This is a genomic window from Yersinia aldovae 670-83, assembly GCF_000834395.1.
Taxonomy (GTDB): domain Bacteria; phylum Pseudomonadota; class Gammaproteobacteria; order Enterobacterales; family Enterobacteriaceae; genus Yersinia; species Yersinia aldovae.
Genome location: NZ_CP009781.1, coordinates 2,612,201 through 2,625,138, shown reverse-complemented (window position 1 = coordinate 2,625,138; position 12,938 = coordinate 2,612,201). Strand labels below are relative to the sequence as shown.

Genomic DNA, 12,938 nt, shown 5'->3' with positions numbered 1-12,938 from the left:
ACGGATGAAGTATTTTACGTTTTACTTCCTGCGACCAAGGAAGGACACCAATGAACACACAGAATCTAAAGATAATAAGCCTACTTATTTTGGTTTGCATGACGTGGGGCGTCAGAGCGGAATCTGGTTGCCCTGAATGGACATCCGACAGGATGACACTGGAGATTAAAGAATTAACGAAACAGTTAGATAAGTGGGACATAGCTTATCATCAGCAAGGTCATAGCCCGATTGCGGATGATGCTTATGATCAATTGGTGGCGAAGTTACATCAATGGCAATTATGTCATCTGCCACATGGTCAGCAGGAGAATAAGCAGCCAATCCTGGGTAACGGGCAGTTTTCACATCCCGTTGCTCATACTGGGCTAAAAAAACTTAAAGATGAAGCTACGCTAGTTAGCTGGATGAAAGGGCGGAAAAATCTCTGGGTACAACCAAAAGTAGATGGTGTTGCTGTATCTCTGGTTTATGTCAATGGAGAGCTGACACAACTTATCAGTCGGGGAAATGGGTTAAAAGGTCAAAACTGGACTGACAAAGCGACATTTATTTCTGCCATTCCTCAATTCATTGTGGCTGCTCCCCCGTTGTTAACTCTACAAGGGGAGCTATTTTTGAAAATGGAAGGTCATCAACAAGCACAATCCGGTGGAGTCAATGCCAGAGCTTCTGTTGCGGGCGCTCTAATGCGTAAGTCTCCTTCTCTACTACTGCCCCAACTGGGTATTTTGATTTGGGCATGGCCTGACGGCCCTAAAAGTATTGTGGAGAAGGGGAGGCTATTACGAATAATGGGGTTTCCCCTGACTGCTGAATACAGTAAATCTGTTACTTCAAGTATGGATGTTACCCGATGGCGTCAGTTTTGGTTTAAATCACCACTGCCGTTTGTGACGGATGGAATCGTTATTCGGCAGGAAGAAGAACCCGCAGGTCGTTATTGGCAGGCAACGCCCGGCCCGTGGTCCGTTGCATGGAAATATCCACCTCAACAGCAAGTTACCGAAGTTGAAAATATTCATTTTACGATAGGCCGCACAGGTAGAAGCAGCGTTGTTTTACAGGTATCACCAATCAAAATTGATGATAAATGGGTTAGGCGAGTCAATGTCGGCACTATTGCTCGTTGGAAGCAACGGGATATTACGTTAGGTGACCAAGTCACTATTGCTCTGGCTGGGCAAGGAATTCCGCGGCTGGAAAACGTTATCTGGCGTGCCACCCAGAGAGATAGCGTAGTTCCGCCAGATTGGCATCAACTCCATCAATGGAGCTGTTTTCGGCCCTTACCGCAGGCATGTGAGGCACAGTTTTTATCACGCTTAATATGGCTCAGTGGCCCACAAGGGCTGGATATTAAAAATGTAAGTGGTGGGCTTTGGCAACCGTTGATCCAACAGGGGCTTGTTAACGACTTGGTGGGGTGGCTGTCACTCACAACCGAGCAGATTGCTGGCGTTCCGGGAATAGGGCATAAGCGGGCTGAAAAAATCTATCAGCAGTTTCAGCAAACGAGGCAGAAACCCTTTTCCGATTGGTTACAGGCATTAGGATTTCCACTTAAGGGGCTGAATGAGACCCAGTGGCAAATTTTACTGGAACGGAGCATGGCTGAATGGACCTCAATGGCCGGTATCGGGCAGGCTCGGGCAAAACAGATTAAGCATTTCTTGCATCACCACGAGGTACAAGTTATGTCTAATTTCTTATCAAAACAGCATATCGCAGGTTTTCATCCCATAGAGTAACAATCTCTATGGGAAAAGCTTAATGGTCCGGGTGCTCGTATTTGAATATCGGCAGGCCAAGCCGGAACCTTAAAGCAAGTAATCGAGCACTTAGTCCGGTCGCAAGTGTAATGATCACGACCCAGTTATGGGAAAGCGGCGTATATTGCAGTGCAATATAAATCCAGGCTGCGGCAAACGAGATACCGGCATAGATCTCTTTTTGAAAGACTAAAGGAATACAGTTGCAAAACATATCGCGCAGCACTCCACCAAAGACGCCGGTAATCACTGCGGCAATAGCGGCAATAATGGTACTGTGGCCCATATCGAGAGCAATCTGTGCACCAATAATCGAGAAAACAATTAGGCCGATAGCATCAAGTACTAAAAATAGGTGGCGTAAGTGTTTCATTAGTGGGGCCATCCAGGTTGTAACTATTGCGGCAATGGCAACAATCACAATATATTCAGGGTGTTTTACCCAGCCAAGTGGATAATGGCCCAGCAGCATATCTCTGACCGACCCGCCACCAATAGCGGTTGCTGATGCAATAATAATAACGCCAAACATATCCATTTGACGGCGACCAGCAGCCAGTGCCCCAGTCATGGCTTCAGCGGTAATACCAATAATATAAAGAACACTGAGTAGCATAATGAGTCAAATTTTAACCGACAACAAAGACCGCATGGTAATCACTAAGCCAGGCTGTCGCGACTGAGATTTTCTAAGTTATACAATTTAGATTAGTTAAACTAATCTTTTATTTTATTATCTTATTGATATATTTGGTTAATTTAATTTTATATAAACAATATAACATTATTAAAATTGCAAATAAATCACGTTTATTCGTATTGTAACCGCTTGATTATAGCCTGTAGTGATTATTTCTGTTCGATTGCAGAGTTAGTCAGTGGATGGTAATTTTTCTCTCTGTTTGTCTTTTATTTCGGTGAGTTTTTTCATGGTAAAACAGGTTAGTTATTTTCAATATAGAACGCTATTATTTACCGGTATTGTTATCTTCGGGGCGTTATTGAGTGGTTGTGTTGATCATGCGCACCATGAAATTACAGCCACTAAAGTACCGGCTCAAATATGTACTAAAGGCCAACAGATGACACAAACGATGCTCTACTTTGGTTTGAACCGGCCTCATGGCCCAGTTATTTCATCCACTGAATGGCGGTCTTTTGTTGATAATGATGTGGCTAGCCTCTTCAAAGAGGGCCTGACAGTTATTGATGCTAAAGGGCAATGGTTGGGAAATGATGGCACTGTAACCAAAGAAAACAGTAAGGCGCTGGTGCTTATCCATAAAGATGACAAAGAAACTGCCATTGAAACTTTGCGTACCCGCTATAAACAGTTGTTTGCTCAAGAATCGGTTATGCGGGTTGATACTCGTGTTTGTGTGGATTTCTAACCGTAGGTATTGAGCCAGAGCTGCTGGCCTTTTATCTCCAAAGGTGAGGTAAAAGGCCAGTGTTATCATTGTCTTTATGCGTTGCGAACAAGTTTGTTACAAGACAAGCCCTGTAATGGCAGCAGAAAGTAAACTAACTAATGTTGCACCGTATACCAGTTTTAATCCGAATCGTGAGACCACATTGCCTTGCTGCTCATTCAGCCCTTTAATGGCACCAGCTACAATTCCAATTGAAGCAAAGTTAGCAAAAGAGACTAAAAAGACCGAAAGGATACCCAAACCTCGTGGCGACATCTCGGCTGCAACTTTTTTCAACTCGATCATGGCGACGAACTCATTTGCTACTAACTTAGTGGCCATAATACTACCAGCATTTAATGCATCCTGAGCTGGAATACCAATCAGTAAGGCCAGAGGATAAAATAGATATCCCAAAATTTCTTGGAAACTGATACTGAATAAAGCACTAAATAAAGCATTAACGGCAGAAATTAGAGCAATAAACCCAATTAACATTGCGGCTATAATCATGGCGATTTTAAACCCGGCCAGGATATATTCACCAAGCATCTCAAAGAAACTTTGATCTTCGTGGAGCTTATTTAACTTTAATTCAGGCTCTTCTGCCACCGGATACGGGTTAATAATAGAGAGTATGATAAATGTACTGAACATGTTCAGTATTAATGCGGCAACTACAAATTTTGGCTCCAGCATCGTCATATAGGCACTGACAATCGACATAGATACTGTCGACATTGCTGTAGCGGCCATTGTGTACATTCGGCGTGGTGAGATATCGGCAATAATCCCTTTGTAGGCAATGAAATTTTCTGATTGCCCCAGAATCAGAGTGCTTACAGCATTAAACGACTCCAATTTCCCCATACCGTTTACTTTAGACAAGAGCGTACCGACCACCCTGATAATCAACGGTAATATACGAAAATGCTGCAAAATACCAATCAGCGCGGAAACAAAAATGATAGGGCAAAGAACGTTAAGGAATATAAATGCCAAGCCTAGTTCATTCATGTTGCCAAAAACAAAGCTAGTGCCTATAGCAGCAAACTTCATTAAGGCTTCAAATAATCCAGCGAAATACTGTATGGCACTCAGCCCACTTTCTGAATGTAGAAAGAAATAAGCGAGAGTAATCTCTATAACTAATAACTGAAAGATAAAACGTAGTCTAATACTCTTACGATCACGACTGACAAGCAAGGCCAGTATTGCAATAGCGGCTAACGCCAAAAGAAAATGCAAAATTTGCAGCATAAAAAATCCATCAGGGATAAAACACAGTGAGTATTTATCCATAGTATTCAGTTTTTTTCATCATTTATCCATCGGGTGACTCACTATTTATCTGCCAGCCTAAATCAGCCTATCAGGGCCAATTTAGCTCTTCCGTAAGGGGGGAATAGGCAGAAATAGTTCTTTATGTGTTCAACTGACTCATTGGATGGAATATGAATATGATTAATTTGCCAAGTTGCCGCCCTTTCACCGAGGCCGGGCACTTATCTCAAATATCGGCTTATTATGAAGAAGATCGCCATACCCTATGGATGCTACTTCGTGCTAATCCACGCCCTTGTTTCAATCTGGAGCTAATCGAAAATATTATGACATTGGCTCAGGCCGCTAAGGAGTCGAAATTACCTTTTGATTTCTGGGTAACTGGCTCGGTGGTGCCAAATATGTTTAATGTTGGAGGTGATTTAAGCTTTTTTGCACAAATGATTAGGAATCACAAACGAGAGGCTCTAATGGCGTATGCACGCGCTTGTGTTGATTGTGTGCACGCAGCCTCTAGAGGGTTTGATACTGGGGCTATATCAATTGCGATGATTGAAGGCAGTGCATTAGGGGGGGGATTTGAAGCTGCGCTGGCTCATCATTTTGTTCTGGCCCAAACCACCGCCAGAATGGGATTTCCTGAGATTGCGTTTAATTTGTTTCCTGGTATGGGGGGATACTCGCTTGTTGCCAGGAAAGCAGGAATGAGAGTAGCTGAACAGTTGATTTGGTCTGGTGAATCTCATGCCGCTGAATGGTATGAGAGCCGAGGGTTAGTCGATAAGCTATTTCAGCCGGGTGATGCGTATATTGCAACCCGTACTTTTATCGATACGATCCGACCAAAACTAAATGGTATGCGTGCGATGATGAGAGTACGCCAGCGTGTTTTACAATTAACGCGTTCGGAGCTAATGGATATTACTGAGGATTGGGTTGATTCTGCTTTTTCAATTGAGCCAAAAGATATTGCTTATATTGAGCGATTAGTCCTGTTACAGGATAGGCATACTTCTGTTATGCCTAAAGCGATATAGCGTGTTATTTAAGCCGTTAAGCCGTTAAGCCGTTAAGCCGTTAATTCGGTGAAAGGTGTTGCGTCACCAGCCAATGCTCCAGTTCATCTGCGGGCATTGGTTTGGCGTAAAAGAATCCTTGTTTTTCATCAACACCGATAGAATCTAGGAATTGTTCTTCTCCTTTGGTTTCGACACCCTCCGCAATTACCCGCATCTTGAGTGCTTCAGCGACCACGATAATGGCTCTCACCAAAGATTGTGAAATAGGATTATTATCAATATCGCGAACAAAACTTTGATCCAGCTTAATAGCATCAATAGGAATACGAGCTAATTGTGATAGTGAAGAATAGCCAGTGCCGAAATCATCCAGATGAACCTGAGCACCCAAGTGCCGCAACTGTTTCATGATGTTGATAGCTGCACTTTCATCTTCAATTAAACAACTCTCAGTTAGCTCGACATCGACTAAACTGGACTCTAACTTACTGACCTCAAGTGATTCAATAAAGCTGGTTACGATAGCTTCATCAATTAATTGGCGGGCAGAAACATTGACTGCAACTCTTAGATTGATCCCACGTTCTTTCCAATCAACAGCTTGTTGCATCGCGGTTTGCAGTACCCATTTGCCTAATGGCCCAATTAATCCTGACTCTTCCGCATAAGAGATAAATTTACCCGGAGCAATTAAACCACGCTCAGGCGAATGCCAACGAACTAATGCTTCGACACTGTGTACTTTACCGGATTTGTTGGATATTTTGGGCTGATAGAAGACTTTTAACTGATGCTGTTCCAGACCTTTACGTAAATTGGTATCAAGCCATATATATTCAGAGACTTTTTTATTCATCTCTTGTGAGAAAATTGAGTAGGTTTGTTTTCCATGTTCTTTCGCGGTATACATAGCGGTATCTGCACTACGGATTATATTTTCCAATGTATCCCCGTGTTCCGGGCATAGTGCTATACCGATAGAGCAACCTGTATACACTTCTATTAACCCAATCCGGAAAGGTAATTTCATTCGGGTAAGAATTCGCTGTGCCGTTGCTTCAAGTTTACTTAAGGTAGCATTTTCGACCAGAACAATAAATTCATCACCACCCAGTCTGGCAAGCATTTCGTTATCATCTAAACAACTTAAAATAGCTAATGAAACATCTTTCAGTAACCGGTCACCGAACATATGGCCGTAGTGGTCATTCACTTTTTTGAAGTTGTCGAGATCGAGATAAATAATACCTACTGAGGTATCAGAGCGTGTCTGAATTGCACTGTTAATGCGCTCATGAATAGCGTGGCGATTCGGCAGGCCAGTAATCATATCGGTATTAGCCAAGATCCTGAGCCGCTCTTGGGCACGCCTTTCTTTCGTAATATCTGTACCTGAACAGATTAGATAACGCTCATTTTTTCCACTACCGCTGTGAACGAACTTATTACGGAATAAGAAGAGACGCTTTCCTTTTACGGTATTAACCCAACGTTCAACTTCATAAGATGCTCCTTGTTGGAAGAACCGTTCAATATTTTTGCGTGATGATGCGGCCTCTTTGGGCGTCATAAACAAGTCGTAGACATTTTTACCAATAACATCTTGTTCTTTTTTCCCAGTATATTCTTCGCTCAGGCGATTAAAACGTTGAACAAAACCATCTTTATCGAGAATAACAATAACGGAATTGGCTTCAGAAACCACCTGCTCAGCAAAGGAAAGCCCCATCACTAAATCGCGAGCGACCGCTTCGGTATCGGCATAGGCAGAAGCGGTGCCTCCCCACTCTTTGTCGTTAATTTTACGGCCAACAAGATGCAAATGTAGTGGATTACCATATATCTCAATCTCAACATGCAGACTGGAAGTAATACCAGTTAAGCTGCGGATTTTCATGGTTTGAACTGAATTAAGGGGAATCGCAATATTTGTTGTCCCTTTAATTGCAGACAATTCCAGAGCCTGGCTATCAAAAGCAAGCCGCCAAAAAGGGCTATGAGTACCAAAGTAGGTATTGAGGATCGACGTGTCTTGGTCTTGGAACATATGCGATCCCCTAAAAGTGTATATGTGTCTTTTACTTACCTTCGTCAGAGATTTAGAAAGGCTATAGCTGCCCTTCCCTGTGGTAATCATCATCCTGACCTATAGGGCATGACTCTATCCGGAGCGCCCAACGATTAAAGTATATGTGTAATTTATTCATACCTGATCGTAGATATTAGCGATAATCATATTAAATGCTCTTGGTACTTTCAGGTTGTTTAGGTATGGATGTGAATGAACAAAATCCCGCCGCGCAGAATTGGATGGTGAGGGGAGGCTCTTTTCACTATATCATTTGGCACAGGCCGAGTAATAAAAAACCCGGACTTCTCCGGGCTCACGTAAAACTGATGAGTAAATACAGTTACTCGATATTCTGGATCTGTTCGCGCATTTGCTCGATGAGTACTTTCAGCTCAATGGCTGAGTTGGTGACTTCGGCATTAATAGATTTTGATGCCAGCGTATTCGACTCGCGGTTGAATTCTTGCATCATAAAATCAAGGCGGCGGCCAACAGCTTCTTTCTTCTTCAGAATATTGTGCGTTTCTTTAACGTGCGCTTCCAGGCGATCCAGCTCTTCAGCGACATCGACACGTTGCGCCATTAGCACCAACTCCTGCTCCAGACGGGTATTTTCCAACTGAACTTGTGCTTCTTCCAGCTTGTTCAGCAGGCGCTCACGCTGCCACTGCAAGATGTTTGGCATATGAGCTCGTACTTTAATAACTTCGGCGCTGACACCATCCAAACGCTGTTCTATCAGTGCCTTGAGTGCCGCACCTTCGGTTTCACGAGAAACAATGAAGTCATCCAACACGATATCCAAAGCCTGCATTAGCTCGGTACTTATTGCGTCCAGATCTTGTTCTTCTGCGGCCATGACACCCGGCCAGCGCAGAATATCCACTGGGTTGATTTCGCCTTCATCACTTTGCATCTTGACCCAGTTACCGGCCTCAACTAATTGTTTTGCCAGTTTTTCATTAAGAACCAGCGAGCTTTGTGCGTTGGCATCCAGTTCAAAACGCAGGTTACATTCGATTTTGCCACGGGTTAGACGGTTGCGAATACGTTCACGGATGACCGGTTCCAAGCCGCGGAACTGTTCAGGCAAGCGAATATAAGTTTCTAAATAGCGTTGGTTAACGGAACGCAGCTCCCAGGCTGCGCTACCCCATTCACCCTTAATATCACGCCGAGCGTAAGCGGTCATGCTGCGGATCATTATTGCGTACCCGTTTTAAAGAAAAGATGCAGCGATTATAGCCTCCGAGTCGCAGGCAGGATAGGCATTACATCACTAAGGCCGTATAATGCGCGACCAATATCGATTTAAAGCCGGAGAAAGCCCATGCGTCCAGCAGACCGAGCAGCACAACAAGTCCGCCCATTGACCCTGACCCGTAATTACACAAAACACGCTGAAGGCTCAGTGTTGGTTGAGTTTGGTGATACCAAAGTCTTGTGCACCGCCACGGTCGAAGAGGGTGTTCCGCGCTTTCTAAAGGGCCAAGGGCAGGGTTGGATAACCGCTGAATATGGCATGTTGCCACGTTCCACCCATAGCCGTAACGCGCGCGAAGCCGCAAAAGGTAAACAAGGTGGCCGCACGTTAGAAATTCAACGTCTGATCGCGCGTTCTTTGCGTGCCGCAGTTGATTTGAAGAAACTGGGCGAATTTACCATCACTTTAGACTGCGATGTATTGCAGGCTGATGGCGGTACTCGTACCGCCTCAATTAGTGGCGCTTGTGTGGCTTTAGCCGATGCGCTGAATAAGTTGGTAGCCAGTGGCAAATTGAAAGCGAACCCGATGAAAGGGCTGGTTGCAGCGGTTTCTGTTGGCATCGTGAAAGGTGAAGCTCTTTGCGACTTGGAATACGTAGAGGATTCTGCGGCAGAAACAGACATGAATGTGGTGATGATGGAAGATGGCCGGATGATTGAGGTGCAGGGCACCGCAGAAGGCGAACCGTTCAGCCACGAAGAACTCTTGGCGTTGCTGGCTCTGGCTCGTGGGGGGATAGAGACTATTTTCCAGGCGCAGAAGGTGGCGTTGGCACAATAAATTAATTAAGGCGACTTGCTAGTCGCCTTTTTTTTGCCTGCAATTTGGGTATCGAATTAGTAAACAACGCAATTAACGAGAATCGTCATAATTCGGAGAGGAGAAGTACCAATGAAAGCCTATCAGCGCGAGTTTATCGAGTTTGCGCTTAACAAACAGGTGTTGAAGTTTGGCGAGTTTACCCTGAAGTCCGGGCGAATTAGCCCCTATTTCTTTAATGCAGGATTGTTTAATACCGGGCTGGATCTGGCAAAACTCGGGCGTTTCTACGCCGCTGCCTTAATGGATTGTGGTGTGGAGTTCGATCTGTTGTTCGGGCCGGCCTACAAAGGTATTCCTATCGCGACCACAACGGCTGTTGCCTTAGCAGAACATCATGAGCGCGATGTACCCTATTGCTTTAACCGTAAAGAAGCAAAAGATCACGGTGAAGGCGGTAGCCTGGTGGGGAGCCAGCTACAAGGGCGAGTTATGCTGGTGGATGATGTGATAACCGCTGGTACTGCTATTCGTGAATCAATGGAGATTATCAATGCGCAGGGCGCGACTCTGGCTGGTGTGATGATTTCATTGGACCGTCAGGAACGTGGCCGTGGTGAGATTTCAGCGATTCAGGAGGTGGAGCGAGATTATCACTGCAAAGTGATTTCTATCGTTACCCTGAATGATGTGATCGGTTACTTGGAGGAGAAACCCGAAATGGCGAGCCATTTGGCGGCTGTACGTCACTATCGCGAACAGTACGGCGTTTAAGGTTTCCTCAACCAAGAATACAAAAAAGGGCTGTTTGGCCCTTTTTATATAAGCTATCACAATGGCTTTGCAGCTTATTGCAATTGAGCCACAATCAGGGGCCAGCGGGCATCAAACTCTTGGGTTGGTCGATAGCGGAACTCGGAGCGGACAAAGCGTGAGAGCATCCCTTCACAAAACGCCAGCAGTTGAGTTGCCAATAACGCCTCATCATGGATAAAACCCTGCCCATCGCGCAGTTTTTTCTCGCGCAGAACCTGACGTAGCTGTACTTCAATTCGTTCAAACAACTGGTTAATTCGCCCTTGCAGACGATCTTGTTCAAACATCAGCGCATGGCCTGTCATGATTCGGGTTAGACCGGGATTCTTCTCTGCAAACCCTAACACCAGCAGCAGGATCAGTCGGAGGCGATTGAACGTCTCTTTTTCATCTTGCAGAATCAAATTAATGCGGGACATCAGACTATCTTCAATAAACTCGATCAGGCTATCAAACATCCGCGTTTTACTGGGGAAATGTCGATAAAGTGCTGCTTCAGAAACCCCCACATTCGCGGCAAGTTTAGCGGTGGTAATGCGTTGGCTGCCATCGCTGGATTCCAGCATCTGCGCTAAAGCCTGCAAAATTTCCTCGCGCCTGTTCCTTTTCGTATTTTCTTTTTCTGCCATGTCCGAGTAGACCCTTGCTAAAAATGACTTAATAACAAAAACCCAAATATCGGCCGCACTGGGTACCAACCCCCGGCGGCTTATGTGATAGCTTTTTTACGATATTTAGGTCTAGGGTAGGTTATTGGCGTCCAGAATGACCAAACCCACCGGTACCACGTTCACTTTGGTCAAAACTTTCAACCAAATTGAATTCTGCTTGTACTACGGGAACAAATACCATTTGGGCGATACGTTCACCTGGCTCAATGGTGAAAGGTTGTTGACCACGGTTCCATACCGATACCATCAATTGTCCCTGATAATCGGAATCGATAAGGCCAACCAGATTACCGAGTACCACACCGTGTTTATGCCCTAAACCAGAGCGCGGCAGGATGACGGCAGCCAGTTCGCTATCACCGATATGAATCGCTAAACCGGTAGGTAATAAAGTGGTTTGCCCCGGCAGTAAATCTACCGCTTCGTCTAAACAGGCACGCAAATCCAGCCCGGCAGAGCCTTCAGTAGCATAAGTAGGCAAAGGAAACTCGTTGCCAACGCGTGAGTCCAGAATTTTAATGTCGATTTTTTTCATCATAACGGCTGACAATCTCGTCTATTAAACGCTGACTGAGGAGACATTTATCGCTGAGCGGTAAACGTTTCTCGCCAGTCGGCCAAAAAAGGTGCAAAGCATTGGTGTCACTGTTAAAACCATGTTCTGCGAGCGATACATCATTGGCACAAATAAGGTCTAGTTTTTTTCGCGCCAGTTTTTGTCGCGCGTATTCTTCCACATTCTGGGTTTCGGCAGCAAATCCAACAACAAATGGGCGATTTTTAACCATTGAAGCGACGCCCGCGACAATATCTGGATTTTTCACCAGCTTAAGTGTTATTTCGTCGCCTTGTTTTTTTATTTTCTCGTCAGAAACGTGTTCTGCGCGGTAATCGGCTACTGCGGCACAAGAAATAAAAATATTCTGCTGCGCTGCCCGTGTATTGACCTCTTGCTCCATTTCGAGCGCACTAATAACATCAATACGGTCTACGCCCGCAGGTGTTGGTAAATTTACTGGCCCGGTAACCAGAGTGACAGCAGCCCCTCTGGCGGCAGCGGCTTGCGCAATCGCGAAGCCCATCTTGCCCGAACTTTGATTACTGATAAAGCGCACCGGATCAAGTGCTTCACGGGTTGGCCCGGCAGTAATCATAACGCTCAAATGTTGCAGGTCTTGTTTTGCAGAAAAATGATCATGCACCAGCGCGACAATTTCCAGTGGGTCCAGCATTCTGCCTGGGCCAACATCACCACACGCCTGGCTGCCGCTGTCTGGCCCCCATAATAACATGCCACGCTCGGCGAGCGTCTGTAGGTTTGCCTGGGTGGCAGCGGCGCGGTACATCTGTTGATTCATGGCGGGTACGGCCGCAATAGGAGCCGCTGTTGCCAGACAAACAGTGGTCAGCAAATCATTTGCCATACCCGCCGCCACTCTGGCCAGTAAATCTGCCGTGGCTGGGGCCATAATGATTAAATCAGCCCATTTACCCAGCTCAATATGGCCCATCGCTGCTTCTGCTGCCGGATCGAGTAAATCATCAGAGACGGGGTAGCCCGAGACGGCCTGCAATGTGAGTGGCGTAATGAACGCTTTTGCCGCGTGAGTCATCACCACGCGTACCTCTGCGCCTCTGTCGCGCAAGCGGCGTACCAGCTCAGGAGATTTATAGGCGGCGATACCTCCGCTAATCCCGAGCACAATATGTTTGCCGGAGAGTCCCGTCATCATAATTGTCCGAATGAAAGCCGTAAGAGGCAATATTTTAGCATAACCTCTGAGCAGATTAGCTATCAGGGCGTCTCCCTATGCCATCAATCGTCAAATTTGCGAGACGCTACGCACGATGTCAACCGCGATATCGT

Annotated in this window: 12 protein-coding genes; 5 read left to right on the top strand and 7 right to left on the bottom strand. The window is 45.5% G+C overall.

Annotated features, from left to right (window positions below; all coding sequences use genetic code 11):
* Window positions 1-50: 50 nt before the first annotated feature.
* Window positions 51-1,751, top strand: coding sequence for an NAD-dependent DNA ligase LigB (gene ligB, locus AT01_RS11955; RefSeq protein WP_042547306.1), 1,701 nt, complete (start codon window positions 51-53; stop codon window positions 1,749-1,751).
* Between the two features lie 19 nt (window positions 1,752-1,770).
* Here ligB and AT01_RS11950 read toward each other — a convergent pair whose 3' ends face one another.
* Entirely contained in the window at window positions 1,771-2,388 is a 618-nt protein-coding gene (locus AT01_RS11950) for a trimeric intracellular cation channel family protein (RefSeq protein ID WP_004704189.1), read from the bottom strand.
* A gap of 313 nt (window positions 2,389-2,701) precedes the next feature.
* On the opposite strand from AT01_RS11950, the gene AT01_RS11945 reads away from it, so the two are divergent.
* Window positions 2,702-3,163 carry a DUF3574 domain-containing protein gene (locus tag AT01_RS11945; protein WP_042547305.1) on the top strand — a complete coding sequence of 154 codons (462 nt, stop codon included), beginning with the start codon at window positions 2,702-2,704 and terminating at the stop codon, window positions 3,161-3,163.
* 96 nt (window positions 3,164-3,259) lie between these two features.
* On the opposite strand, the gene AT01_RS11940 is transcribed toward AT01_RS11945, so the two are convergent.
* Complete coding sequence (locus AT01_RS11940; RefSeq protein ID WP_042548607.1) at window positions 3,260-4,444, bottom strand: NupC/NupG family nucleoside CNT transporter; 1,185 nt, start codon at window positions 4,442-4,444, stop codon at window positions 3,260-3,262.
* A gap of 194 nt (window positions 4,445-4,638) precedes the next feature.
* Here AT01_RS11940 and AT01_RS11935 point away from each other — a divergent pair, with 194 nt between their 5' ends.
* Window positions 4,639-5,505 carry a crotonase/enoyl-CoA hydratase family protein gene (locus AT01_RS11935; protein WP_042547304.1) on the top strand — a complete coding sequence of 289 codons (867 nt, stop codon included), beginning with the start codon at window positions 4,639-4,641 and terminating at the stop codon, window positions 5,503-5,505.
* Between the two features lie 40 nt (window positions 5,506-5,545).
* On the opposite strand, the gene pdeR is transcribed toward AT01_RS11935, so the two are convergent.
* Both pdeR and AT01_RS11925 read right to left on the bottom strand, forming a co-directional pair.
* Window positions 5,546-7,534 carry a cyclic di-GMP phosphodiesterase gene (gene pdeR / locus AT01_RS11930; protein ID WP_042547303.1) on the bottom strand — a complete coding sequence of 663 codons (1,989 nt, stop codon included), beginning with the start codon at window positions 7,532-7,534 and terminating at the stop codon, window positions 5,546-5,548.
* Between the two features lie 364 nt (window positions 7,535-7,898).
* Window positions 7,899-8,762 (bottom strand): YicC/YloC family endoribonuclease, encoded by an 864-nt coding sequence (locus AT01_RS11925; protein WP_042547302.1) that lies wholly within the window; start codon window positions 8,760-8,762, stop codon window positions 7,899-7,901.
* Between the two features lie 126 nt (window positions 8,763-8,888).
* Between AT01_RS11925 and rph the strand changes: the two genes are divergently transcribed.
* On the top strand, window positions 8,889-9,605 hold the full coding sequence (gene rph, locus AT01_RS11920; protein WP_042547301.1) for a ribonuclease PH: 717 nt from the start codon (window positions 8,889-8,891) through the stop codon (window positions 9,603-9,605).
* 111 nt (window positions 9,606-9,716) lie between these two features.
* The gene (pyrE, locus tag AT01_RS11915; protein WP_042547300.1) at window positions 9,717-10,358 is read left to right on the top strand and encodes an orotate phosphoribosyltransferase; all 642 of its coding nucleotides are present in this window, start codon (window positions 9,717-9,719) and stop codon (window positions 10,356-10,358) included.
* A 74-nt stretch (window positions 10,359-10,432) separates the two neighbouring features.
* Here pyrE and slmA read toward each other — a convergent pair whose 3' ends face one another.
* From slmA to coaBC, 3 genes are all read right to left on the bottom strand, one after another.
* Complete coding sequence (slmA, locus tag AT01_RS11910) at window positions 10,433-11,029, bottom strand: nucleoid occlusion factor SlmA (protein WP_004705097.1); 597 nt, start codon at window positions 11,027-11,029, stop codon at window positions 10,433-10,435.
* 121 nt (window positions 11,030-11,150) lie between these two features.
* Window positions 11,151-11,609, bottom strand: coding sequence for a dUTP diphosphatase (dut, locus tag AT01_RS11905; protein ID WP_042547299.1), 459 nt, complete (start codon window positions 11,607-11,609; stop codon window positions 11,151-11,153).
* Window positions 11,587-12,804, bottom strand: coding sequence for a bifunctional phosphopantothenoylcysteine decarboxylase/phosphopantothenate--cysteine ligase CoaBC (coaBC, locus tag AT01_RS11900; protein WP_042547298.1), 1,218 nt, complete (start codon window positions 12,802-12,804; stop codon window positions 11,587-11,589). Before coaBC ends, dut begins: the two co-directional genes overlap by 23 nt.
* Window positions 12,805-12,938: the final 134 nt, after the last annotated feature.

Bases quoted from the DNA above. Each gene is read 5' to 3' on its own strand.
- ligB (WP_042547306.1), top strand. From the start codon at position 51: ATGAACACACAGAATCTAAAGATAATAAGCCTACTTATTTTGGTTTGC.
- AT01_RS11950 (WP_004704189.1), bottom strand. From the start codon at position 2,388: ATGCTACTCAGTGTTCTTTATATTATTGGTATTACCGCTGAAGCCATG.
- AT01_RS11945 (WP_042547305.1), top strand. From the start codon at position 2,702: ATGGTAAAACAGGTTAGTTATTTTCAATATAGAACGCTATTATTTACC.
- AT01_RS11940 (WP_042548607.1), bottom strand. From the start codon at position 4,444: ATGCTGCAAATTTTGCATTTTCTTTTGGCGTTAGCCGCTATTGCAATA.
- AT01_RS11935 (WP_042547304.1), top strand. From the start codon at position 4,639: ATGAATATGATTAATTTGCCAAGTTGCCGCCCTTTCACCGAGGCCGGG.
- pdeR (WP_042547303.1), bottom strand. From the start codon at position 7,534: ATGTTCCAAGACCAAGACACGTCGATCCTCAATACCTACTTTGGTACT.
- AT01_RS11925 (WP_042547302.1), bottom strand. From the start codon at position 8,762: ATGATCCGCAGCATGACCGCTTACGCTCGGCGTGATATTAAGGGTGAA.
- rph (WP_042547301.1), top strand. From the start codon at position 8,889: ATGCGTCCAGCAGACCGAGCAGCACAACAAGTCCGCCCATTGACCCTG.
- pyrE (WP_042547300.1), top strand. From the start codon at position 9,717: ATGAAAGCCTATCAGCGCGAGTTTATCGAGTTTGCGCTTAACAAACAG.
- slmA (WP_004705097.1), bottom strand. From the start codon at position 11,029: ATGGCAGAAAAAGAAAATACGAAAAGGAACAGGCGCGAGGAAATTTTG.
- dut (WP_042547299.1), bottom strand. From the start codon at position 11,609: ATGATGAAAAAAATCGACATTAAAATTCTGGACTCACGCGTTGGCAAC.
- coaBC (WP_042547298.1), bottom strand. From the start codon at position 12,804: ATGATGACGGGACTCTCCGGCAAACATATTGTGCTCGGGATTAGCGGA.